This is a genomic window from Pseudobutyrivibrio sp. ACV-2, assembly GCF_900107545.1.
GTDB lineage: Bacteria > Bacillota > Clostridia > Lachnospirales > Lachnospiraceae > Pseudobutyrivibrio.
This window is the reverse complement of the sequence record NZ_FNQZ01000002.1, coordinates 274260-298140: the sequence shown is the minus strand read 5'-3', so window position 1 is coordinate 298140 and position 23881 is coordinate 274260. Positions and strand designations below refer to the sequence as shown.

At 41.0% G+C, this 23881-nt stretch carries 23 protein-coding genes and 1 other annotated feature; all 23 genes read left to right on the top strand.

Features of this window, described 5'->3' with window-relative positions; all coding sequences use genetic code 11:
• The first annotated feature begins 6 nt into the window (after window positions 1–6).
• Window positions 7–201 carry a preprotein translocase subunit SecE gene (gene secE, locus BLV53_RS04000; protein ID WP_170830746.1) on the top strand — a complete coding sequence of 65 codons (195 nt, stop codon included), beginning with the start codon at window positions 7–9 and terminating at the stop codon, window positions 199–201.
• Between the two features lie 14 nt (window positions 202–215).
• Window positions 216–746, top strand: a complete 531-nt coding sequence (gene nusG, locus BLV53_RS03995; RefSeq protein ID WP_090297376.1) for a transcription termination/antitermination protein NusG — start codon at window positions 216–218, stop codon at window positions 744–746.
• Window positions 747–776: 30 nt separating this feature from the next.
• Complete coding sequence (rplK, locus tag BLV53_RS03990; protein ID WP_090297375.1) at window positions 777–1202, top strand: 50S ribosomal protein L11; 426 nt, start codon at window positions 777–779, stop codon at window positions 1200–1202.
• A gap of 85 nt (window positions 1203–1287) precedes the next feature.
• Window positions 1288–1983, top strand: a complete 696-nt coding sequence (rplA, locus tag BLV53_RS03985; RefSeq protein WP_090297373.1) for a 50S ribosomal protein L1 — start codon at window positions 1288–1290, stop codon at window positions 1981–1983.
• A 29-nt stretch (window positions 1984–2012) separates the two neighbouring features.
• Window positions 2013–2151 (top strand) — a sequence feature (ribosomal protein L10 leader region).
• 45 nt (window positions 2152–2196) lie between these two features.
• Entirely contained in the window at window positions 2197–2745 is a 549-nt protein-coding gene (rplJ, locus tag BLV53_RS03980) for a 50S ribosomal protein L10 (protein WP_090297370.1), read from the top strand.
• A 56-nt stretch (window positions 2746–2801) separates the two neighbouring features.
• Window positions 2802–3176, top strand: coding sequence for a 50S ribosomal protein L7/L12 (gene rplL, locus BLV53_RS03975; RefSeq protein WP_090297368.1), 375 nt, complete (start codon window positions 2802–2804; stop codon window positions 3174–3176).
• Between the two features lie 308 nt (window positions 3177–3484).
• Window positions 3485–7393 carry a DNA-directed RNA polymerase subunit beta gene (gene rpoB / locus BLV53_RS03970; protein WP_090297364.1) on the top strand — a complete coding sequence of 1303 codons (3909 nt, stop codon included), beginning with the start codon at window positions 3485–3487 and terminating at the stop codon, window positions 7391–7393.
• Between the two features lie 19 nt (window positions 7394–7412).
• Window positions 7413–11087, top strand: coding sequence for a DNA-directed RNA polymerase subunit beta' (gene rpoC, locus BLV53_RS03965; protein ID WP_090297362.1), 3675 nt, complete (start codon window positions 7413–7415; stop codon window positions 11085–11087).
• Between the two features lie 207 nt (window positions 11088–11294).
• On the top strand, window positions 11295–11714 hold the full coding sequence (gene rpsL, locus BLV53_RS03960; protein WP_015548550.1) for a 30S ribosomal protein S12: 420 nt from the start codon (window positions 11295–11297) through the stop codon (window positions 11712–11714).
• A 144-nt stretch (window positions 11715–11858) separates the two neighbouring features.
• Complete coding sequence (gene rpsG, locus BLV53_RS03955) at window positions 11859–12329, top strand: 30S ribosomal protein S7 (protein WP_170830745.1); 471 nt, start codon at window positions 11859–11861, stop codon at window positions 12327–12329.
• Window positions 12330–12344: 15 nt separating this feature from the next.
• Window positions 12345–14462, top strand: coding sequence for an elongation factor G (gene fusA, locus BLV53_RS03950; RefSeq protein WP_090297357.1), 2118 nt, complete (start codon window positions 12345–12347; stop codon window positions 14460–14462).
• A 106-nt stretch (window positions 14463–14568) separates the two neighbouring features.
• Window positions 14569–15756: an elongation factor Tu gene (gene tuf, locus BLV53_RS03945; RefSeq protein ID WP_090297354.1), complete on the top strand. Its 1188-nt coding sequence runs from the start codon at window positions 14569–14571 to the stop codon at window positions 15754–15756.
• Window positions 15757–16476: 720 nt separating this feature from the next.
• Complete coding sequence (locus tag BLV53_RS03940) at window positions 16477–16827, top strand: hypothetical protein (RefSeq protein ID WP_090297352.1); 351 nt, start codon at window positions 16477–16479, stop codon at window positions 16825–16827.
• A 294-nt stretch (window positions 16828–17121) separates the two neighbouring features.
• The gene (locus tag BLV53_RS03935) at window positions 17122–17982 is read left to right on the top strand and encodes a CPBP family intramembrane glutamic endopeptidase (protein ID WP_170830744.1); all 861 of its coding nucleotides are present in this window, start codon (window positions 17122–17124) and stop codon (window positions 17980–17982) included.
• Window positions 17982–18128, top strand: coding sequence for a hypothetical protein (locus BLV53_RS03930; protein ID WP_207646215.1), 147 nt, complete (start codon window positions 17982–17984; stop codon window positions 18126–18128). The genes BLV53_RS03935 and BLV53_RS03930 overlap by 1 nt, the downstream gene beginning before the upstream one ends.
• Before the next feature lie 252 nt (window positions 18129–18380).
• Window positions 18381–19325: an NmrA family NAD(P)-binding protein gene (locus BLV53_RS03925; protein WP_090297347.1), complete on the top strand. Its 945-nt coding sequence runs from the start codon at window positions 18381–18383 to the stop codon at window positions 19323–19325.
• Window positions 19326–19425: 100 nt separating this feature from the next.
• Entirely contained in the window at window positions 19426–19683 is a 258-nt protein-coding gene (locus tag BLV53_RS03920; RefSeq protein ID WP_242879030.1) for a DUF1653 domain-containing protein, read from the top strand.
• A 1-nt stretch (window position 19684) separates the two neighbouring features.
• Window positions 19685–20599 carry a hypothetical protein gene (locus tag BLV53_RS03915; RefSeq protein ID WP_242879029.1) on the top strand — a complete coding sequence of 305 codons (915 nt, stop codon included), beginning with the start codon at window positions 19685–19687 and terminating at the stop codon, window positions 20597–20599.
• 185 nt (window positions 20600–20784) lie between these two features.
• Complete coding sequence (locus tag BLV53_RS03910) at window positions 20785–21159, top strand: hypothetical protein (RefSeq protein WP_090297343.1); 375 nt, start codon at window positions 20785–20787, stop codon at window positions 21157–21159.
• A 9-nt stretch (window positions 21160–21168) separates the two neighbouring features.
• On the top strand, window positions 21169–21471 hold the full coding sequence (locus BLV53_RS03905; RefSeq protein WP_090297340.1) for a hypothetical protein: 303 nt from the start codon (window positions 21169–21171) through the stop codon (window positions 21469–21471).
• 131 nt (window positions 21472–21602) lie between these two features.
• Window positions 21603–22868, top strand: coding sequence for a hypothetical protein (locus tag BLV53_RS03900; protein WP_090297338.1), 1266 nt, complete (start codon window positions 21603–21605; stop codon window positions 22866–22868).
• A gap of 30 nt (window positions 22869–22898) precedes the next feature.
• Entirely contained in the window at window positions 22899–23375 is a 477-nt protein-coding gene (locus tag BLV53_RS03895) for a GNAT family N-acetyltransferase (RefSeq protein WP_090297335.1), read from the top strand.
• A 16-nt stretch (window positions 23376–23391) separates the two neighbouring features.
• A complete protein-coding gene (ybaK, locus tag BLV53_RS03890; RefSeq protein WP_090297332.1) occupies window positions 23392–23874 on the top strand; it encodes a Cys-tRNA(Pro) deacylase in 483 nt (160 codons plus the stop codon).
• The last annotated feature ends 7 nt before the right edge of the window (window positions 23875–23881 follow it).

Below are 23881 nucleotides of genomic sequence, written 5' to 3'. Positions count from 1 at the left end.
GTGATTATGGCAGACGAGAAAAACAAGTCAGGACGCTTAAAGGGTCTCAAGACAGAGTTTAATAAGATTGTCTGGGCAGATCCAACAGACGTGTCAAAGCAGACTACAGCGGTTGTAGCTGTGTCAGTAGTTGTGGCAGTGATCATCATCGTATTAGATGCAGTGATCAACAAAGGTGTAAATATCCTAGTTAATTTATAATGGAGGCATCAAATATGGCAGAGGCAAAGTGGTATGTAGTTCATACTTACTCAGGCTATGAGAACAAAGTCAAGACAAACATTGAAAAGGCTATCGAGACTCAGCATCTCGAAGAGCAGATTCTTGATGTACGTGTACCTATGGTTGAAGTTACCGAAACAAAGGACGGCGTTAAAAAACAAGTATCTAAAAAGATGTACCCTGGTTACGTTCTTATTGAGATGATTATGAACGACGAGACCTGGTACGTTGTCAGAAATACCAGAGGTGTTACAGGCTTCGTTGGACCAGGAAGTAAACCAGTGCCATTGTCAGAAGCCGAAGTTAAAGCATACTTACTAGGTGATAACACTGAAAAAGTTAACGTTGAGGTTGACTTCGAGCTTGGTGATACTCTTAGCGTCATCGACGGTACCTGGAAAGATACAGTCGGCGTTGTTAAGTCTATCAACGCAAAGAAGCAGACTGTTACTATCAGCGTTGAGATGTTCGGACGTGAAACACCGGTTGAGATAGATTTCACGGACGTTCGCAAAATGGATTAATTTACATATTTGCAGGAGGAATAGGATATCATGGCAAAGAAAATTGAAGGCTATATCAAGTTGCAGATTCCAGCAGGCAAGGCTACACCAGCCCCACCAGTTGGTCCAGCACTTGGTCAGCACGGTGTAAACATCGTGGAGTTTACAAAGCAGTTTAACGCAAAGACAGCAGATATGGGAGATACAATCGTTCCTACTATCATCACTGTTTATGCAGATAGAAGCTTCAGCTTCATCACAAAGACTCCACCAGCAGCAGTTCTTATCAAGAAGGCTTGCAAGATTCAGAAGGCTTCAGGCGTACCTAATAAGACAAAGGTTGCAAAGATTACAAAGGCTCAGATTCAGGAAATCGCAGAGACAAAGATGCCTGATCTTAACGCAGCTTCACTTGAGGCAGCTATGAGCATGATCGAAGGAACATGTAGATCAATGGGCGTTGAGGTTGTTGAATAATTAGCAGCTTAGCGAAAACAACGTTTTTTAACTATTAACTATTGAGTGGGAGAGCTAAAAGCTCGATTAACCACAGGAGGTAAACATGAAAAGAGGAAAGAAATACGTAGCAGCTGTACAGTCATACGACAAGTCAGTTGCATACGATCCAGCAGAAGCAATCTCTCAGGTTAAGAAGAATGCTACTGCAAAATTCGATGAGACAATCGAGGCTCATATCAGAACTGGTTGTGACGGACGTCACGCAGAGCAGCAGATCCGTGGTGCTGTTGTACTTCCACACGGAACTGGTAAGACAGTTAGAGTTTTAGTATTCGCTAAGGGTGCTAAGCTTGACGAGGCTCAGGCTGCTGGTGCTGATTTCGTTGGCGGCGAGGAACTCATTCCAAAGATTCAGAATGAGGGATGGTCAGATTTTGATTCAGTAGTTGCTACTCCAGACATGATGGGTGTTGTTGGTCGTCTTGGTCGTGTACTTGGACCTAGAGGATTAATGCCAAACCCTAAGGCTGGTACAGTTACTATGGATGTTGCTAAGGCTGTTGAGGAAATCAAGGCAGGTAAGATTGAGTATAGACTTGATAAGACAAACATTATCCATGTACCTATCGGAAAAGCTTCTTTCTCAGAGGAGCAGTTAGCGGACAACTTCCAGACTCTTATGGATGCAATCAACAAGGCTAAGCCATCAAGCTTAAAAGGTCAGTATATTAAGAGCATTTCACTTGCTCCTACAATGGGACCTGGCGTTAAGCTTAATGTTGCTAAGGTTTCAAACTAATTGTTGACAATCCTATATACATAATGATATAATGCACAAAGTTGTTGCCGAAGACAGCAGGTGGCGCAAGCCGTAAAGAGTTTTATCTCTACCAGCCGAGGACGATTAAGTATTTATCGATTACTTAACCTCTATGTCTTTTTGGCATAGAGGTTTTTTAGATGAATAAATCCTCATATAAGCAACACAAAATATTATAAGGAGGAAAAATTCGTGGCAAAAGTTGAATTAAAGCAGCCAATAGTTAACGAGATTGCAGAAGCAGTTAAGGATGCAGCTTCAGTTGTAGTTGTAGACGCTCGTGGACTTACAGTTGCAGAAGACACACAGTTACGTAAGCAGCTTCGTGAAGCAGGTGTTACATACAAGGTATACAAGAACACACTTATGAAGCGTGCTTTCGAGGGAACAGATTTCGCAGCTCTCGACGAAGTTCTTGAGGGACCTAGCGCAATCGCAGTTTCTAAGGATGATGCTACAGCTCCAGCAAGAATCATTGCTAAGTTTGGCAAGACAGCACAGAACCTTGAAATCAAGGCTGGTGTTGTTGAAGGAACTTTCTATGATGCACAGGGTATGGCAGCAGTTGCAGCAGTACCAAGCAGAGAGGAACTTCTTTCAAGATTACTTGGAAGTATGCAGTCACCTATCACAAACTTCGCTCGCGTTATCAAGCAGATCGCAGAGAAGGACGGCGCTCCAGCAGAGGAAGCTACTGCAGAGGCACCAGCAGAAGAGCCGGCTGAGGCTCCTGCAGAGTAATCATTACTCAAAACAAAAGTTAAATGATATTAAATTTTTAATGGAGGAAAATTATCATGGCAAAGATGACAACAGAAGAGTTTATCGCAGCTATCAAAGAGCTTAGCGTATTAGAATTAAATGACCTTGTAAAGGCATGTGAGGAAGAATTCGGCGTTTCTGCAGCAGCAGGCGTTGTAGTTGCAGCAGCAGCTGGCGACGGTGCAGCAGCTGAGGAGAAGGACGAGTTCGATGTAGAGCTTACAGAAGTAGGTTCTGAGAAGGTTAAGGTTATCAAGGTTGTTCGTGAAGCAACTGGCCTTGGTCTTAAGGAAGCTAAGGAGCTTGTTGATGGCGCTCCTAAGCTTATCAAGGAAGCTGCTGACAAGGCTACAGCTGAGTCAATCAAGGCTTCTCTTGAGGAAGTTGGCGCAAAGGTTACTCTTAAGTAATTTAGCCCTACTCATACACAGAGCAAATAATGAAAATAGTATCTCAGAGAGTATCTCACTGAGGTACTATTTTTTTGTTCGATGGGCATTGCGGGTTCTTACAAATGCATACAGCGCGGGCATTTGTGTAATAATTGAAAAATAATAAAAATAATACTTGACTTTATTATTGCTTTTGGCATAGAATGTAATTTGCACTATTATGGTGCAGTGTGCATTGCTATGCTTATTTTTATGGGCAATGTTTTTGCTACATTTTTATTGAAAGTTATATCCAAATTAAAAATATTATGAGAGGTGGAACGTCAATGGAGAAAAACAGAATACGTCCAGTGAAAGCTGGAAAGAACTTGCGTATGAGTTACTCGAGACAAAAAGAGGTACTTGAAATGCCTAATTTAATCGAGGTCCAGAAGGACAGTTACGACTGGTTCGTTAAGGACGGATTAAAAGAAGCATTTGCAGATATCTCTCCTATTCAGGACAGGGGTAACCAGCTTGAATTGCATTTTGTTGACTTTCAGCTGTGCAAGGATGAGGTGAAATACAACATTCCACAGTGCAAGGAAAGAGATGCAACATACGCAGCACCATTAAAGGTCAAAGTGCGCCTTGTTAACAAGGAGTCCGGCGATATGCAGGAGCACGAGATCTTCATGGGTGATTTACCACTTATGACAGATACAGGCACATTCGTTATCAATGGAGCGGAGCGTGTTATCGTATCTCAGCTTGTTCGTTCACCAGGTATTTACTATGCTATTGGTCACGATAAAATCGGTAAGGAGCTATACTCTTGTACTGTAATCCCTAATCGTGGTGCATGGCTTGAATATGAAACAGATTCCAATGACGTTTTCTATGTTCGTGTAGACCGTAACAGAAAGGTGCCTGTTACCGTACTTATCCGTGCTCTTGGTCTCGGAACAAACCAGGAAATTATCGATGTATTTGGCGAGGAGCCAAAGATTCTTGCTACATTTGCAAAGGATCCAGCTATCACAGAAAAGAACCCACAGGGTAGCTACGAAGGCGGTCTTTTAGAGCTCTATCGTAGACTTCGTCCAGGTGAGCCTCTTGCAAAGGATAGCGCTGAGAACCTTATCAATGGTATGTTCTTCGACCCTAGACGTTACGACCTTGCAAAGGTTGGTCGTTACAAGTTCAACAAAAAGCTTATGCTTAAGAACCGTATTACAGGTCACGTTTTAGCAGAGGATGTTGTAGATACAACTACTGGTGAAATCATCGCTAAGGCTGGCGACAAGATTACACTTGAGATGGCAGAGGACATCCAGAACGCTGCTGTTACTCATGTATTCATTCAGACTGAGACTCGTAATGTAAAGGTTCTCTCAAACATGATGGTAGACATCACAAAGTTTGTAGACTGTGATGCTAAGGCTCTTGGTATTAATGAACTTGTTTACTATCCAGTTCTTGAGAGAATTCTTGCAGAGAACTCTACAAAGGAAGACATCGAAGATGCTATCGAGAGATCTGTAGCAGACCTTATTCCAAAGCATATCACTGTTGAAGATGTGTTCGCATCTATCAACTACAATATGCACCTTGAGTATGGTATTGGTAAGGAAGATGATATCGATCACCTTGGAAACCGTCGTATTCGTGCCGTTGGTGAGCTTCTTCAGAACCAGTACAGAATTGGTTTATCACGTCTTGAGAAGGTTGTACGTGAGCGTATGACTACTCGTGACCTTGAGGATATCTCTCCACAGAACCTTATCAACATTAAGCCTGTAACAGCTGCAATCAAAGAATTCTTTGGTTCATCACAGTTGTCACAGTTCATGGATCAGAATAACCCTCTTTCAGAGTTGACACATAAGAGACGTCTTTCAGCTCTTGGTCCTGGTGGTCTTTCAAGAGATCGTGCCGGATTCGAGGTTCGAGACGTTCACTATTCACACTATGGACGTATGTGCCCTATCGAGACTCCTGAAGGACCTAACATCGGTCTTATCAACTCACTTGCAAGCTATGCTCGCATCAATGAGTATGGTTTCGTTGAGGCGCCATACAGATGGATTGACAAATCCGACCCACAGAATCCTCGCGTAACAGACAAAGTTATTTATATGACAGCTGACGAAGAGGATAACTACCATGTAGCACAGGCTAACGTCAAGCTTGACGAAGAAGGCCATTTCATGAGAAAGAACGTATCTGGTCGTTTCCGCGAGGAGACACAGGAGTACGATAAGACTATGTTTGATTACATGGACGTATCTCCAAAGATGGTATTCTCAGTTGCTACTGCTTCTATTCCATTCCTTCAGAACGATGACCCTACTCGTGCCCTCATGGGTTCAAACATGCAGCGTCAGGCCGTTCCTCTTCTTACTACAGAAGCACCAGTTGTTGGTACAGGTATGGAACCTAAGACAGCAGTCGATTCAGGTGTCTGCGTAGTTGCAAAGCGTGCAGGTATCGTTGAGATGTCTGAAACAAACAGAATTATTGTTAAGGCTGATGAGGACGGAACAAGAGATGAGTACACACTCTTCAAGTTCACACGTTCTAACCAGTCTAACTGCTATAATCAGCGCCCTATCGTATTCAAGGGCGATCATGTAGAAGCAGGCGAGGTTATCGCTGATGGACCTTCTACAAAGAATGGTGAGCTTGCCCTTGGAAAGAACCCACTTATCGGATTCATGACATGGGAAGGTTACAATTACGAGGATGCTGTTCTTCTTTCAGAGCGCCTCGTTCAGGATGATGTTTATACATCTATCCACATTGAAGAGTACGAAATCGATGCTCGTGATACAAAGCTTGGACCAGAAGAAATCACTCGTGATGTAGCTGGTGTTGGTGATGAAGCTCTTAAGGATCTTGATGAGAGCGGTATTATCCGTATCGGTGCTGAGGTTCGTGCTGGTGATATCCTTGTTGGTAAGGTTACACCAAAGGGAGAGACAGAGCGTACTCCAGAAGAACGACTTCTTCTTGCAATCTTCGGTGAGAAGGCAAGAGAGGTTCGTGATACTTCACTTCGTGTACCACACGGTGCATATGGTATCGTTGTTGATGCAAAGGTATTTACTCGTGAGAATGGCGATGAGCTTTCTCCAGGTGTTAATAAATCAGTACGTATCTACATCGCTCAGAAGAGAAAAATCGGTGTAGGTGATAAGATGGCTGGTCGTCACGGTAACAAGGGTGTAGTTTCCCGCGTACTTCCAGTAGAAGATATGCCATACCTTCCAAATGGTCGTCCACTTGATATCGTACTTAACCCATTGGGCGTACCTTCGCGTATGAACATTGGTCAGGTCCTTGAGATTCACCTTTCACTTGCTGCAAAGGCTCTTGGCTTTGACATTGAAACACCAGTATTCGATGGTGCAAAAGAAATTGATATTCAGGATACACTTGAGCTTGCAAATGACTATGTAAATATGCCATTTGACAAGGAAGAGGCTGAAAACGGTGAGGAGACATTCTACGACAAGTACGTAGATATCCTTCGTGACGATGTAATGGATTACCTCTCAACAAACCGTGCTCACAGAGCTCTTTGGAAGGGTGTTCCTATTTCTAGAGATGGTAAGGTTCAGCTTCGCGACGGACGTACAGGCGAGCCATTTGATGGTCCTGTTACAATCGGTCACATGCATTACCTGAAACTCCATCACCTTGTTGACGATAAGATCCATGCTCGTTCAACTGGTCCTTACTCACTTGTTACACAGCAGCCACTTGGTGGTAAAGCGCAGTTCGGTGGACAGCGTTTCGGAGAAATGGAAGTTTGGGCTCTTGAGGCTTATGGTGCTTCATATACACTTCAGGAGATCCTTACAATGAAGTCCGATGATGTAATCGGTCGTGTAAAGACATACGAGGCTATTATTAAGGGTGAAAATATCCCTGAACCAGGTATCCCTGAGTCATTCAAGGTATTACTTAAGGAATTACAATCACTTGGTCTTGATGTTCGCGTTCTCGATGAAAATCGTGAAGAAGTGGAACTCATGGAAACAAGTGAATACGGCAATACAGACCTCAACGCAATTATCGCTGGAAGCGATAGAAATTTCGCATTCGAAGATGACAACTCATTTGCACAGGCCGGCTTCGGAATGAAGAAGCTTAACGAAGAGGGTGACCTCGAGGACGTAGAAGATGATGAGCCATTCGCTGAGGATGACGATGACTTTTCTGATATACCAGAAGATTTTGATGAGGAATAATTAGGAAGGGAGCTACAAAATGCCAGAGAATAAAGAAGCGACATATCAACCAATAGCTTTTGACGCAATACAGATTGGATTGGCATCACCTGAGAAGATCAGACAGTGGTCTCGCGGCGAGGTTAAAAAGCCTGAGACAATCAATTATCGTACACTGAAGCCTGAAAAGGATGGTCTTTTCTGCGAAAAGATTTTTGGACCAAGCAAGGACTGGGAATGTCACTGTGGTAAGTACAAAAAGATTCGTTATAAGGGTGTAGTATGTGATCGTTGTGGTGTTGAAATCACAAAGGCATCAGTTCGTCGTGAACGTATGGGACACATTGAGCTTGCTGCCCCAGTTTCACATATTTGGTATTTCAAGGGTATCCCTTCACGTATGGGACTTATTCTTGATCTTTCACCAAAGACATTAGAGAAGGTTCTCTACTTTGCATCATACATTGTACTTGATGCAGGTGAGACTGCTCTTATGTACAAGCAGGTTCTTACAGAGGCTGAATACCAGGAGGCTAGAGAGCAGTATGGTAGCAGCTTTAGAGTAGGAATGGGTGCTGAAGCTATTCAGGAGCTTCTTAGAGATATCGATCTTGATGAAGAAGCTACTAGACTTCAGATTGAATTAGATAACGCTACAGGCCAGAAGCGTTCACGTATCATTAAGAGACTTGAGGTTGTTGAGGCATTCCGCGAGTCAGGAAACAAACCTGAGTGGATGATTATGACAGTTATCCCTGTTATTCCACCAGATCTTCGTCCTATGGTTCAGCTTGATGGTGGCCGTTTTGCAACATCAGATTTGAACGATTTATATCGTCGTATCATTAATAGAAATAACCGTCTTCGTAGATTATTAGAGCTTGGTGCTCCTGATATCATCGTACGTAACGAAAAGCGTATGCTTCAGGAAGCTGTTGATGCTCTTATCGATAACGGTAGACGTGGTCGTCCTGTTACAGGTCCTGGTAACAGACCTCTTAAGTCACTTTCAGACATGCTTAAGGGTAAGTCAGGACGATTCAGACAGAACCTTCTTGGTAAGCGTGTTGACTACTCAGGACGTTCAGTTATCGTCGTTGGACCAGAGCTTAAGATTTACCAGTGTGGTCTTCCAAAGGAGATGGCACTTGAGCTCTTCAAGCCTTTCGTTATGAAGGAGCTTGTTGGCAATGGCATGGCCCACAACATTAAATATGCTAAAAAGATGGTAGAGAAGTTTGAGCCAGAGGTTTGGGACATCCTTGAAGATGTCATCAAAGAGCATCCTGTTATGCTTAACCGTGCTCCTACACTTCACAGACTTGGTATTCAGGCATTCGAGCCTATCCTTGTAGAAGGTAGAGCTATCAAGCTCCATCCACTTGTATGTACAGCTTTCAACGCCGATTTCGACGGTGACCAGATGGCTGTTCACCTTCCACTTACTCAGGAGGCTCAGGCTGAGTGTAGATTTATGCTTCTCTCACCTAACAACTTACTTAAGCCTTCAGATGGTGGTCCTGTTGCCGTTCCTTCACAGGATATGGTACTTGGTATCTACTACCTTACACAGGAGCGTGGTACTACAGTAGGCGATTCACGTGAAGAGCTTGGTGAAGGTACAGCATTTAAGAACCTTAACGAAGCAATCCTTGCATACGAGAACAAGGCTCTTACAATGCATGCTCGTATCACTGTTCGTGTTACAAAGACATTAGCCGATGGTACAACAAAGACAGGTACTGTTTCATCAACACTTGGTAGACTTCTCTTTAATGAGATTATTCCACAGGATCTAGGATATGTTGATCGTACAAATCCTGAGAATGAGCTTGTACCAGAGGTTGACTTCCACGTTGGTAAGAAGCAGTTAAAGCAGATTCTTGAAAAAGTTATTAATACACATGGAGCTACAAAGACAGCAGAGGTTCTTGATGATATCAAGGCTATGGGTTACCACTACTCAACAATTGCTGCCATGACAGTTTCAATTTCAGATATGACAGTTCCACCTCAGAAGCCAGAGTTAATCTCACAGGCTGAAGAGACAGTAGATAAGATTACACGTCAGTACAAGCGTGGTCTTATCACAGAAGAAGAGCGTTATCGTGAAGTAGTTGATACTTGGAAAGAGACTGATGATCAGCTTACTAGAGACCTTCTTGATGGTCTTGATAAGTACAACAACATCTTCATGATGGCTGACTCAGGTGCCCGTGGTTCTGAAAAGCAGATTAAACAGCTTGCAGGTATGCGTGGTTTGATGGCTGATACAACAGGTAAGACTATCGAGCTTCCAATCAAGTCAAACTTCCGTGAAGGTCTTGACGTACTTGAGTACTTCATGTCAGCTCATGGTGCTCGTAAGGGTCTTTCTGATACAGCTCTTCGTACAGCCGATTCAGGATACTTGACACGTCGAATGGTTGACGTTGCTCAGGAACTTATTATTCGTGAGTCTGACTGTGTGGCTGGAACAAACCGTGAAATTCCAGGTATGTGGGTATACGCATTTATGGATGGTAAGGAAGAAATCGAGTCACTTAAGGATCGTATCACAGGTAGATTCTCATGCTACTCAATCTATGATGCTAAGGGCGAGATGATTGTTAAGGCTAACCACATGATTACACCTAAGCGTGCAGCTGCTATCATTGACCGTGGTGTTGATGAAAAGGGCAACCCAATTAAGAAGGTTAAGATCAGAAACGTACTTAACTGTCGTTCGCATGTCGGTGTTTGTGCTAAGTGCTACGGCGCTAACATGGCATCAGGTCGTGCTGTTCAGGTTGGTGAAGCAATCGGTATCATCGCTGCTCAGTCAATCGGTGAGCCTGGTACACAGCTTACTATGAGAACTTTCCATACCGGTGGTGTTGCTGGTAACGATATTACACAAGGTCTTCCTCGTGTCGAGGAGCTTTTCGAGGCTAGAAAGCCAAAGGGTCTTGCAATTATTTCAGAGATTGCTGGTACTGTTTCAATCGAAGAAGACTCTAAGACAAAGAAGAGAGAGGTTGTTGTAACTAATCCTTCAACAGGAGATGTTGAGAAATACCTTATCCCTTACGGATCACGTATCAAAGTTCTTTCAGGACAGGAAATCGAAGCAGGTGATGAACTTACAGAAGGTTCTGTAAACCCACACGATATCCTTACTATCAAGGGTAAGGCAGCTGTTCAGGATTACCTTATCCGTGAAGTACAGCGTGTTTACCGTTTACAGGGTGTTGATATCAACGATAAGCATATTGAAGTACTTTGTCGTCAGATGCTTAAGAGAATCAGAATCGACGAGGCTGGTGATACAGGATTCATGCCTGGTTCACTTGTTGATTGGCTTGATTTCGAAGAAGCAAATGAGCAGATGGAGGCTGAAGGCAAGGAAATTGCAACAGGTACTCAGGAACTCCTTGGTATCACAAAGGCAGCTCTTGCTACAAACTCATTCCTTTCAGCTGCTTCCTTCCAGGAAACAACAAAGGTACTTACAGACGCAGCTATCAAGGGCAAGGTTGATCCACTTAACGGACTTAAAGAGAACGTTATCATCGGTCGCTTAATCCCAGCTGGTACTGGTATGAAGAGATACTCAAATATTCCACTTTCTACAGATGCTGAATTGCAGATGTTAGATACATATGAGGAATATATTGAAGACTACGAAGGAAAATCAGCTGCTCCTACAGAGGAATTAGTTGAAGTTGATGAGTAAAATATAGACTTAAAGACAAGGACTGGAGAAATCTGGTCCTTGTTTTTTTAAGAAGTCTAAAAATTCTGTGAAGAGTATGTGAAACGAGAAAACTAGTAATATTTTCGCTTGACATAATGAAATTAAGGAAATATAATGTTCTAGCATGCGCAAACATGGTTATTTCAACCATTAGCATGTTAAGAATAAATTAGGAGGTAAAAAAGAATGCCAACATTCAACCAGCTAGTTAGAAAAGGTCGTCAGACATCTGTAAAGAAGTCTACAGCACCAGCACTTCAGAGAGGTTACAACTCTCTTCAGAAGAAGCCTACAAACACTTCTTCTCCACAGAAGCGTGGTGTTTGTACAGCTGTTAAGACAGCTACACCTAAGAAGCCTAACTCAGCTCTTCGTAAGATTGCCAGAGTTCGTCTTTCAAACGGAATCGAAGTAACTTCATACATTCCAGGCGAAGGTCACAATCTTCAGGAGCATAGCGTTGTTTTGATTCGTGGTGGTCGTGTTAAGGATTTACCAGGTACACGTTATCACGTAATCAGAGGTACACTTGATACAGCCGGCGTTGCTAACCGCAAGCAGGGACGTTCAAAGTACGGCGCTAAGAGACCTAAGGACGCTAAATAAAATAGCTTAGGTAAATTATTGTAATTCACATGCACTTTGGTTAATGTTGTTATTTTTTCTCTATAGAATTAATAGCGCATGAACACATGAGTTTTAATGTGAGTACCGTTGATCTAACAAATATTAGTTAAGGAGGGAAGTATCGTGCCAAGAAAAGGACATACTCAAAAGAGAGACGTTTTGGCAGATCCTATATACAATAGCAAGGTCGTTACAAAGCTTATCAACAACATCATGCTTGATGGTAAGAAGGGTGTAGCACAGAAGATTGTATATGGTGCATTTGACAAAGTCGCAGAAAAGACTGGAAAGCCAGCACTTGAGGTTTTCGAAGAAGCAATGAACAACGTTATGCCTGTACTTGAAGTAAAGGCTAGACGTATCGGTGGTGCTACATATCAGGTACCTATCGAGGTTAGACCAGATCGTCGTCAGGCCCTCGGCCTTAGATGGCTCACAATGTTCTCACGTAACCGTACTGAGAAGACAATGGAAGAGCGTCTTGCAAACGAGATCATGGATGCAGCTGGCAACACAGGTTCAGCTGTTAAGAGAAAAGAAGAAATGCATAGAATGGCAGAAGCTAACAAGGCATTTGCTCATTACAGATTCTAATAGGAGGGACAAACAGTGGCAGGAAGAGAATATCCACTTGAGCGTACCAGAAATATTGGTATTATGGCTCATATCGATGCCGGAAAGACTACACTTACAGAGCGTATTCTTTACTATACTGGTGTTAACTACAAGATTGGTGATACTCACGAAGGTACTGCAACCATGGACTGGATGGAGCAGGAAGCTGAGAGAGGTATCACAATCACTTCAGCTGCTACAACATGTCACTGGACTGAGCAGGAAAACTGCAAGCCTAAGAAGGGTGCTCTTGAGCACCGTATCAACATCATTGATACACCAGGCCACGTAGACTTTACTGTTGAGGTTGAGCGTTCCCTTCGTGTACTTGATGGCGCCGTTGGTGTCTTCTGTGCAAAGGGTGGCGTTGAGCCACAGTCAGAGAATGTTTGGAGACAGGCTGACACATATAACGTACCAAGAATGGCTTTCATCAATAAGATGGATATCCTTGGTGCAAACTTCTACGGAGCTGTTGATCAGATTCGTGACAGACTTAAGAAGAACGCTATCGTTCTTCAGCTTCCAATCGGTAAGGAAGATGATTTCAAGGGAATCATCGATCTTTTCGAGATGAAGGCATACATCTATAACGATGATAAGGGTGATGATATTTCTATCACAGATATCCCAGCTGATATGGCTGATGATGCTGAACTTTATCACACAGAGCTCGTTGAGAAGATCTGTGAGTTAGATGATGATCTTATGATGGCTTATCTTGAGGGTGAAGAGCCTTCAGTTGAAGAGCTTAAGGCTGCACTTCGTAAGGCAACTTGCGAGTGTAAGGCTATCCCAGTATGCTGTGGTTCTGCTTATAGAAACAAGGGTGTTCAGAAGCTTCTTGATGCAATCCTTGAGTATATGCCAGCTCCTACAGACGTACCAGCTATCCAGGGTACAGACTTAGATGGCAACCCAATTGAGAAGCACTCTTCTGATGACGAGCCATTCGCAGCATTAGCATTCAAGATTATGGCTGATCCATTCGTTGGAAAGCTCGCATTCATCCGTGTATATTCAGGTACATTGAACTCAGGTTCATACTGCCTCAATGCTACAAAGGATAAGAAGGAGCGTGTAGGTCGTATCCTTCAGATGCACGCTAACAAGCGTTCAGAGTTAGACAAGGTTTACTCTGGTGATATCGCAGCTGTTGTAGGTCTTAAGTTTACAACAACTGGTGATACAATCTGCGATGAGCAGCATCCAGTAATTCTTGAGTCTATGGAATTCCCAGAGCCAGTTATCGAGCTTGCTATCGAGCCTAAGACTAAGGCTGGACAGCAGAAGATGGGCGAAGCTCTTGCAAAGCTTGCTGAAGAGGATCCTACATTCCGTCAGCATACTGATCAGGAGACAGGCCAGACTATCATCGCTGGTATGGGTGAGCTTCACCTTGAGATCATTGTTGATCGTCTTCTTAGAGAGTTCAAGGTTGAGGCTAACGTAGGTGCACCTCAGGTTGCATACAAGGAAACCTTTACAAAGCCTGTTGATCAGGAATACAAATATGCTAAGCAGTCAGGTGGTCGTGGACAGTACGGTCACTGTAAGGTTAGATTTACTCCAATGGATGCTAACGCTGAAGAGACATTTAGATTTAAGTCTTCAGTAGTTGGTGGTGCTATTCCTAAGGAATACATCCCATCTGTTGGTGAGGGTATCGAGGAAGCAGCTAAGGCTGGTATCCTTTGCGGATTCCCTGTACTTGGTATTGAAGCAGACGTTTACGATGGTTCATACCATGAAGTCGATTCATCAGAAATGGCATTCCACATTGCTGGTTCAATGTGCTTCAAGGAAGCTATGGCTAAGGCAGCTCCAGTTCTTCTTGAGCCTATCATGAAGGTTGAAGTAACTATGCCTGAGGAATACATGGGTGATGTAATCGGATCTCTTAACGCAAAGCGTGGTCAGATTCAGTCTATGGACGATCTCGGCGGCGGTAAGATTGTTAGAGCACTTGTTCCACTTGCAGAGATGTTCGGATACTCTACAGAGCTTCGTTCATCAACACAGGGACGTGGTAACTACTCAATGTTCTTCGAGAAGTATGAGCCAGTACCAAAGAACGTTCAGGAGCAGATTATCTCTAATCACGCTAAATAATTCTAAATAGTTGAAAAATCTCGGTATTTCCATTATAATCGGAAATATCGAGAGTTTAGAACTAAATAGCCCAGAGTGGGCATTATTTTAAGGAGGATTTTAAAAAATGGCAAAAGAGCATTTTGACAGAACCAAACCACACTGTAACATCGGTACAATTGGTCACGTTGACCACGGTAAAACAACTCTTACAGCAGCTATCACAAAGGTACTTGCTGAGAGAGTAGCAGGTAACGCAAAGGTAGATTTCGAGAACATCGATAAGGCTCCAGAAGAGAGAGAAAGAGGTATCACAATCTCTACAGCTCACGTTGAGTATCAGACAGAGAAGAGACACTATGCACACGTTGACTGCCCAGGCCACGCTGACTATGTAAAGAACATGATCACTGGTGCTGCTCAGATGGACGGCGCTATCCTTGTAGTTGCTGCAACTGACGGTGTTATGGCTCAGACAAAGGAGCACATCCTTCTTTCTCGTCAGGTAGGTGTACCTTACATCGTAGTATTCCTTAACAAGTGCGATATGGTTGATGATGAAGAGCTTATCGAACTCGTAGAGATGGAAGTTACAGAGCAGCTTGAAGAGTATGACTTTAACGATTGCCCAATCATTAAGGGTTCAGCTCTTAAGGCTCTTGAAGATCCAAACGGCGAGTGGGGCGACAAGATCATGGAACTTATGTCTACAGTAGACGAGTATATTCCAGATCCACAGCGTGAGACAGACAAGCCATTCCTTATGCCAGTAGAGGACGTATTCACAATCACAGGTCGTGGTACTGTTGCTACAGGTAGAGTAGAGCGTGGTGTTCTTCACCTTAACGACGAACTTGAAATCATCGGTATCAAGGAAGATACACAGAAGACTGTTGTAACTGGTATCGAGATGTTCCGTAAGCTTCTTGATGAGGCTCAGGCTGGTGATAACATCGGTGCACTTCTTCGTGGTGTTAACCGTGATCAGATCCAGCGTGGACAGGTACTTGCTAAGCCAGGTACTGTAACATGCCACACAAAGTTTACAGCTCAGGTTTACGTTCTTACAAAGGATGAAGGTGGACGTCATACTCCATTCTTCAACAACTATCGTCCACAGTTCTACTTCAGAACAACAGACGTTACAGGTGTTTGCGAGCTTCCAGCAGGTACAGAGATGTGCATGCCTGGCGATAACGTAGAGATGACAATCGAGCTCATCCACCCAATCGCTATGGAGCAGGGTCTTACATTCGCTATCCGTGAGGGTGGTAGAACAGTAGGTTCTGGTCGTGTTGCTACAATCATCGAGTAATAACGAGCGAACAGCCCAACCCAAATTATAAAATTATGCCCTTCGAGGATTTCCTCGGAGGGCTTTTTTATAGTTTGACAAATATCTATTGTATGGTATTCTTTAGTAAAGATAGAACTCGACCCATCGCTGGATTTAGCGAAGGGCCAGAGTTCTGTTCTTTAATATTAAGAAACATATAGTTGTAATATGTTATAGGGATTGATAAAATAAATCTGTAAATATTTACAAGGATTATCCGTAAGGCTCTGGCCCACCGGCGAATGGGGATTTACCTCATCATATTGGAGTGAAAAATCAGTCCACATGATGGCGGGCGGGACGCCCATCAATGATATTTGACGAAATAAGCTATAGATGTTAATATTTATATACAAAGAGTGCTACCGATAGACGGTTAGCCCTAGTATAAAACGATTAGAAAATAACCGCTCAGTTTGTCAGGCTCGGGCGGTTATTTTTGTATCTTGGCATCATGCTTACCTCGCACGTAACCAAGACTATAGAAAGTCGCACGCAGTCCTAAGACTGCGATTAAGTCCGTGATTGTAAGCATACGCACAAGTCCTTCTGTAAAGATTTCCCTCAAAGAGGGATTGGAATCTCTAAATTAACTGAGGTCACAGTCCTCCGAGAGAAGGACCAACCGCCTACCGTAAATGGTAGCACTAAAAAGCATTATAGAGAACAATTGTTTGTGTGCCAATGGGAGAATTAGATATGGCAGGTACAATTATTTATTTAGCAATATCATTTTTTGTTTCGCTTATATTTATTATATTGGGGATTCAACAGTACAAAAGTAAAAAGCCAGTATCAATTAACACTGGAGAAAAACCACCAAGCGAAGATGAGTTAACTAGTGTCACAGAATGGAATCATAGGCATGGAAGAAATTTTATTCTTTATGGATGCATGTTATTTATTTCACTGTTTATCTTTGGTGTTCTTATGAATCAGGTTAGTAGCGGTGTACTTCAAGTCGTTATGTTTATGATAGTGATATTTGCAGAGGTAGCTTGGCTAGAGGTCGAACATATCATGATGAAAAAGAAAATGATTAAGAATTAATAGTTAAGCAGAAAACAATAAGAGTCAATAGAAGATAATATATTAGGAAAAGCATTTGTAATTAACGGATTTATCTGTTTTACAAATGCTTTTTTATTTAGGAGGTAGGTATTAGGGCAGGTTTTAAGTAAATCAATTGAATAAGATATAAAAAGATGAAGTCAAATTCAAAATACTAAGCAGTCGAAATTCTTGGCTCAATTAGCAGAAAGCAAAAACTCTTTCTTAATAGCAATTCTTTGAATAATAATGTACAATAATTACCAAATTACTAACAATGTGGAGAAGATAGATATGAGTAAAGTTTTTTTAACAGACAACAAATATAGCAGAAAGGTAGTTATATTTTTTTTAGCTATGGTTATACTGTTTTCTGTAGTATGCGAGACACTGTATTGTTTGGGTGGTTCTGAGTGGTTAGTCGCGCTGTTAATGTGGATACCGGCAATATCGGCTATCATTGCTTCTTTTATAAGCATCAAAGAGAATGGAGAAAAATATTCTTTTAAATATCACAGAAGTCTTATAGGTATTAGACTTAGCCATATAAAATATATACTAATGGGAGTCATTATTCCTTTTATTTATATTTTTATTCCATACAGAATCTATTGGACAATGCACCCTGAAAATTTTGGATATACTGGAGTGGCATTTTCAGTTGTATTAAAGGATTTGGCTCTATATACAGTAATCAGCGTATTTATTTCCTTAATTACTGCCTTAGGAGAAGAAATTGGGTGGAGAGGATTTATGCTACCTGCTCTATTAGAGAGTATTGGAGTGATTAAAGCTTTTATTATAGTAGGACTGTTTTGGTGTTTGTGGCACTTTCCACTTCTTATTTGGGGCGGATATATGGAAGGTACGCCTTTATGGTGCGGGCTGATTGCATTCGTACTTTGCATTTTTCCAGTTAGCATAATTGCTGCAATTCTTACAATCAAAAGTCAAAGTGTATGGCCTGCAGCATTTCTTCATGCAGCACATAATGCATATGATCAGGCTGTTTTTGGTGTAATTACTTATGGTGATGACAAAATGTATTATGTAAGCGAGACAGGGTTTATCACAATCATCTGTGCTTGGGTTGTAGCAATTATAATGCTTTATTTTTATAAACCTTGGAAAGAGGATAACGGGAGGCTATTATAATGGCAGATAAAGCATTAGTTTACATTCATGGCAAGGGTGGCACAGCCTCTGCTTCAGAACAATTTAAGTCTTTATTTCCTGATTGTGATATATATGGATTTGATTATAAATCAGAGTATCCTTGGGAAGTTCGATGCAAACTATGAGAATCTTAAGGATATAATTCGCATATACGATATAGATTATATTGGATTTATGTTGTGTAATGACATGAAAAGCGAAAGGATAATTTGCTTAAAAGTTGACACAAATCTACATTTCATAAAATCAACAAAATTTGGTAATAAAATCGACACTTGTAAGATTATATAATAGTCTGTCGGGTTGTGAATTGGATGTTTGATATAAATTTAACTATTATTTTTTCAAATTTAAAGGGGCATCCCAAAGGAGGTAATATGGGGAAATTATTATTAACAGGTGTTGATGGTAACTTAGGTTCAGAGGCTGCCAGAGTATTACTTACTCTTGCTAATAAAGAAGATCTTATTTTTGTGGGCTATAGCAAAGAGGCCCTTGATAAGTTTGCAGCACAGGGTGTAGAAACTCGACAGGCAAACTTCAACGAATATGAAGGTCTTGAGGAGGCATTTGCAGGTGCTGAAAGACTAGCGCTTATCTCTATGCCATTCGTAGGTGCCAAGAGACAGAATGCTCAGAAGAACGTAGTTGATGCGGCAAAGGCAGCTGGGGTAAAACAGATTATTTATACCTCACTTGTAAATGCAGGTGACGAGACAAATCCTTCAGTAGAAAAGAAGGATCATATTTATACAGAAAACTATATCAAGGAAGTAGGACTTGACCATATTTTCCTTCGCAATTCACAGTATGCAGAAGCTATGATTACAAACTACTTTACATATGTTAAGGGCGACGGAGTATTAAAAAATAGCCAGGGCGATGGCAAGATGGCATACATCTCCCGTAAGGATTGTGCAAAGGCAGTAGCTTATGCCCTTTACAGAGGTGCTGAATACGACCACGCAACTCTTGATATCAATGGTCCAGAGCTTATGACAATCACAGAGTTTATTGAGATTGGTAACAAGGCCACAGGAAACCATATCACATATCAGGAACTTACAGACGAGGAAAACTACCAGGTATTTGATGCCATGGGGGTGCCAAGAACAACTGATGGTGTATTCCAGAAGGGTTCAGAGGCTCCATTTTCATCAGATGGAATGGTTACATTTGCTCAGGCAATTCGTGAGGGCAAGATGGACACATTCACAGATGACTTCAAAAAACTTACAGGTGATGACCCTATCACTGTCAAGTATATGTTTGAGCACAGTGATGATTTCCAGATTGGTGAGCGCCACTCTAAGGATGCATAAATAGATTTATCAGGCTTTCGAGGATTTGAGGTCTTCGAAAGCCTTTTATATTGTTTGGGGAAATCACATTGGCTATAATCAAAGAAGCAAATAAAGATATTTGAAAGGAACTGATACAATGCAGGAGTTGCAGTTACATAGAATCTACAAGCATTTTAAGGGAAACTATTATCTGGTGGAGGATGTATGCAGAGATTCGGAAACCCAGGAGGAAATGGTTTTATACAGAAAGCTTTATGATGATGGCTCACTTTGGGTAAGGCCAAAGGAGATGTTTTTGTCTGAGGTGGATCACGAAAAGTATCCGGAAGTAACACAGAAATATAGATTTGAGCTTCAGGATGTTCCAAAGAAATAATATGGAAAATAGTAAGATAAAAATGAAAGCATATTTTCATCTGCCAGGATTATTTGAATTCTACGAATTTTATAAAGTCTTTCTTCCGCTATATCGCACTCATCCAGAATATTTTTATGATTGGTGTGAGATAGGTTCCATCTACGGTGCACCGGCAGATTGTCTGTGGGGAGGTGGTCGAGTCGGATTTGGTGATGAAAGCCCAACCGATGTTCTTAATCTTATGGAAGAATATAACATTTCGCCGCGCCTTACTTTTAGTAATTCATTACTTAGAAAAGAGCATCTTGCAGATAAAAAATGCAACAGATTATGCAAGCTATTTGAAAACAGCAGCATAGAAGAAGTTGGCGTTATTCTTCATTCAGATTTGCTGCTGGAATACATGAAAAAGACCTACCCAGAATTCTATTTTGTTTCATCCACCACGAAGGTTTTGACAGATTTTGGTGATTTTGAAAATGAACTTAATCGGGATGAGTTTAAGTACGTAGTGCCTGATTTTAGACTAAACAAATCATTTGACAAGCTTGAAGCACTATCCCAGGCGCAAAAGGACAAGGTAGAATTTCTATGCAATGAATGCTGTTCCTTTGGTTGCAATGACAGGAAGGCCTGCTATGAAAATGTAAGTAGAAAAAGTCTTGGGGAGGAATGTGAGGACCATATATGTGCTTCACCTCAGGCCAACAGAGGCTACAGATTCTCAGATGCCATGAAAAATCAAGGCTTTATCAGCGTAGATGATATACAAAACATTTACATGCCTATGGGATTTTCAAACTTCAAAATAGAAGGGCGAAGCCTCGGCAGTGCTATAGTGTTGGAGTTTCTACTACATTACATGACAAAACCTGAGTATCAGCTTATTGTACGAGAAGAAATATATTTAGATAGTATGTTGGATTTGTTTTAAAAATATCAGCCCTTCAAGTTTTGACTTAGAGGGCTCTTTCTATTCCAAACAGGAATGACAAGTATCTATTTTTGAATAATCAAAGGCTTATGCTGTAGTTTAACAGTACTCTATTATTGATATAATACTAATGATATTTTACGGTATTCCAAATTGGAATGAAAATTAAGAGGAGGATAAGAATTATGGCTTGTTTTACAGTTCCAGCAGGAGAAGCTATTGTTACAACAATTGTAAAAAAGACAATGGAAAAGAAGGGTGTAGAAAAGAAGGAAAGTAGCTCAACAATCCCAATGTCTAGAAAGCTTAAGTGGCTTTCAAATCTTTTATGGGGAGGTTCTGTGTTACTTGCTTTTGAGCATGTATGGCACGGAGAGGTTCAGCCATTCTTCCCATTTTTAACAGCTATGTCAAATCCAGAGGACACTGCTGAGATGTTACATGAAATCGCAACTGTAGGTGTTTCTATGGCTGTTCTTGTTACTGTTGTATGGATAGGAATTTGCGTAACAGCAGACATGATTGTAAGAAGACCTTTATCAGACAAAGCAACATTGTAGGAGGCAGACATGACATTATTAATTACAGTAATCGCAGCTGTCATCACAACAGCACTTTGGTACAACAGAAAAAATAACGATATGCAGTTACACGTGTTGATGTTCATGTTTTGGGGTGCGTCATTAATGTGGCTTGTAGATGCTATATTTGAATACGCAGAGCTCAGAGCTGAATACTTCACACCAGCATTAGAGGATATGATTAACGATTCATTTTTAGGATTTTCAGTAGTTGCACTTGCACTTGTAATCTGGATTGTATTTATCCTAATCAAGGATCCCAAGGGTGTTGTTAGAAAGACATTATCATAAAAGAATTGCTATTGAAAGGATTTTAGAGACTCAGATTTTGAGTCTCTTTTTGTTTGTCCAAAAGTGGCTGATTGTCTATAATAAAAGCGTTGAGTATAAAATTCAAAAATAGCGACCAGGAGAAATGAGACATGAATTATTATGATAAAAATGCATTTAATATAGAATCTATAGAAGAGGATTCTGATGGAATAAAATGGGCGAAAAGGTTGCTTCTTTCAGATGGGATAGCCCTTTTATATGTCATAGCTTATATTTTTGTTTGTATATACTATGTCAAACAAAAGCTGATACTTGCTCTAGATCTTGAGAGGCATATAAATTTCCTAATTATCGGCTCGGGGTTTTTCTTATATTTGGCAGTGATGCTGTTTGTAGCTGCTGTAATCAGAAAGAAAACAAGTAAGATAGATATACAGGAGAAAATCTATTACGATTTATATCTGTACCATATAATAGGAACAAAGCTTAAGGGATATGGAAATATTTTAGCACTTGCTATGGCCAGGTTGGAAGCTGTAAAGGGCGATAAGCAAATGTGCAAAAATGCATTGGCGCTCTGTAAATTTAGGCGTGAAATCCAGGATTACAACATCCTTAAAAATTGGGCGGATGGCCCTGATTGCCCTATAGATGTGAGCCTATTAAAGAAGGTAACAGCGAAATGGGTGCCTTATACCATAATTGAATTTGTGCTGTTTTCTATGACATGCCTGTACATTTGCTTTGATAGAGATATGCTAACTGCTTATGGCATATCAAGTATTTTGCTAAATGTGCTGGATACATTTACTGCTTTAGCTGTCGCAGTTATGTACACAGCAGTGTTGTCACTTATAATTACTAGAAATAGAAGCCGCAAAGCAAAAGCAATTGTAACTACCATTATTTTTGTTATTACAATGGTTTTATCTTCATTTATTTATATAAGTAGTTTCCGTAACGCATTGTTATATTCAAATACTCAAGATGAGGACTACGATTATTATGATGACTATTACAACGATTATGATTATTCTGATGAAGAAGATTACTCAATAGACGCATCATCAGAGCCTTTAAATGATGTAGATATAATGAACCACATGATTACTCTGGCAAACTATCTGTTAGATAACGGAGTGATTGAAGACTTCAAAGAGGTAAAGCTAAGCTACACTGCAAAAGGCGTAGTCATGGGAACAATAGACAAGGATGATTCCTACGAGTACAATCTTTATGATAATGGAATCAAAACTGATGACGCCGGTAATGAGTGCGTCGAGCTTGTTTTAGAGGCAGAGCCATTAGACGAGGATGGCAATTCTCTAGGCCAGACCGAAGCAAGTCTTAAAGGATTTTATATGGTAAATCTTGAAACCTCAGAGGTAATAGATGAACACAAGACACATTGGTAAATAGATTTAAAAGGAGAGTTCATAGACAAAATGATTATAAGAAGAGCAAAAGAAAAAGATATTACAAAAATTATAGATTTATTGGAGCAGGTGCTTGAGATTCATGCTGACATCAGACCAGATATTTTCATTTCCGGAACAACTAAATATGATTACGATGAAGTAAAAGAGATGCTTGGCAATGAAGCAAAACCTATTTACATTGCAGCAGATGATGAGGACAATGCTCTAGGCTATGCCATCTGCGAGATAATAGATACCCCTGAAGATGCCACAAATAAAGTAAAAATCAAGCAGATGTATATTGATGATTTATGTGTGGACGAAAGCGCCAGAGGCCAGCACGTAGGCGAAGCATTATTTGAGCATGTAAAATCAGAAGCTAAAAAAATAGGATGCTATGAGATTACCCTCAGCGTCTGGTCCGGAAACGACTCAGCTGAACACTTTTATGAAAAGATGGGTATGAAAAATAAATATAGAATGATGGAATACATATTAGAATAATTTCGAGGTAAATCACATGAAAAATAATGATAAGACCAATGTAATGCGAGTTCTGGATTCAAAAAAGATTACATACACCAGTCACTCTTATGAAGCAGATCCAACACTTACAGGTGAGGAAATTGCAGGAATTTTGGGTGAGGACGCTGATAAGGTATTTAAGACACTTGTTACCCAAGGTAAAAGCGGAAGCTATTATGTGTTTGTTGTGCCTGTAAAGGCAGAGCTTGATTTGAAAAAAGCAGCAAAGGCTGCAGGCGAAAAATCTATTGCTATGATAAAACAAAAGGATTTGCTAGGGCTCACAGGCTATGTTCATGGAGGATGTTCACCTGTTGGAATGAAGAAACAATTTCCAACATTTATCCATGAGACAGCAGAAAGCTATGATAAAATATTTGTCAGCGCTGGTAAGGTAGGGCATCAGATAGAGCTTGCACCTAAGGATTTGATGGCAGTGGTGGGCTGCAAGAGTGCAGATATAATTACGACTATTTAAATTAAAT

What these genes read in the sequence shown, in the direction of transcription:
- secE (WP_170830746.1), top strand. Translation starts at nt 7, where the DNA reads ATGGCAGACGAGAAAAACAAGTCAGGACGCTTAAAGGGTCTCAAGACA.
- nusG (WP_090297376.1), top strand. Translation starts at nt 216, where the DNA reads ATGGCAGAGGCAAAGTGGTATGTAGTTCATACTTACTCAGGCTATGAG.
- rplK (WP_090297375.1), top strand. Translation starts at nt 777, where the DNA reads ATGGCAAAGAAAATTGAAGGCTATATCAAGTTGCAGATTCCAGCAGGC.
- rplA (WP_090297373.1), top strand. Translation starts at nt 1,288, where the DNA reads ATGAAAAGAGGAAAGAAATACGTAGCAGCTGTACAGTCATACGACAAG.
- rplL (WP_090297368.1), top strand. Translation starts at nt 2,802, where the DNA reads ATGGCAAAGATGACAACAGAAGAGTTTATCGCAGCTATCAAAGAGCTT.
- rpoB (WP_090297364.1), top strand. Translation starts at nt 3,485, where the DNA reads ATGGAGAAAAACAGAATACGTCCAGTGAAAGCTGGAAAGAACTTGCGT.
- rpoC (WP_090297362.1), top strand. Translation starts at nt 7,413, where the DNA reads ATGCCAGAGAATAAAGAAGCGACATATCAACCAATAGCTTTTGACGCA.
- rpsL (WP_015548550.1), top strand. Translation starts at nt 11,295, where the DNA reads ATGCCAACATTCAACCAGCTAGTTAGAAAAGGTCGTCAGACATCTGTA.
- tuf (WP_090297354.1), top strand. Translation starts at nt 14,569, where the DNA reads ATGGCAAAAGAGCATTTTGACAGAACCAAACCACACTGTAACATCGGT.
- BLV53_RS03940 (WP_090297352.1), top strand. Translation starts at nt 16,477, where the DNA reads ATGGCAGGTACAATTATTTATTTAGCAATATCATTTTTTGTTTCGCTT.
- BLV53_RS03935 (WP_170830744.1), top strand. Translation starts at nt 17,122, where the DNA reads ATGAGTAAAGTTTTTTTAACAGACAACAAATATAGCAGAAAGGTAGTT.
- BLV53_RS03930 (WP_207646215.1), top strand. Translation starts at nt 17,982, where the DNA reads ATGGCAGATAAAGCATTAGTTTACATTCATGGCAAGGGTGGCACAGCC.
- BLV53_RS03925 (WP_090297347.1), top strand. Translation starts at nt 18,381, where the DNA reads ATGGGGAAATTATTATTAACAGGTGTTGATGGTAACTTAGGTTCAGAG.
- BLV53_RS03915 (WP_242879029.1), top strand. Translation starts at nt 19,685, where the DNA reads ATGGAAAATAGTAAGATAAAAATGAAAGCATATTTTCATCTGCCAGGA.
- BLV53_RS03910 (WP_090297343.1), top strand. Translation starts at nt 20,785, where the DNA reads ATGGCTTGTTTTACAGTTCCAGCAGGAGAAGCTATTGTTACAACAATT.
- BLV53_RS03905 (WP_090297340.1), top strand. Translation starts at nt 21,169, where the DNA reads ATGACATTATTAATTACAGTAATCGCAGCTGTCATCACAACAGCACTT.
- BLV53_RS03900 (WP_090297338.1), top strand. Translation starts at nt 21,603, where the DNA reads ATGAATTATTATGATAAAAATGCATTTAATATAGAATCTATAGAAGAG.
- BLV53_RS03895 (WP_090297335.1), top strand. Translation starts at nt 22,899, where the DNA reads ATGATTATAAGAAGAGCAAAAGAAAAAGATATTACAAAAATTATAGAT.
- ybaK (WP_090297332.1), top strand. Translation starts at nt 23,392, where the DNA reads ATGAAAAATAATGATAAGACCAATGTAATGCGAGTTCTGGATTCAAAA.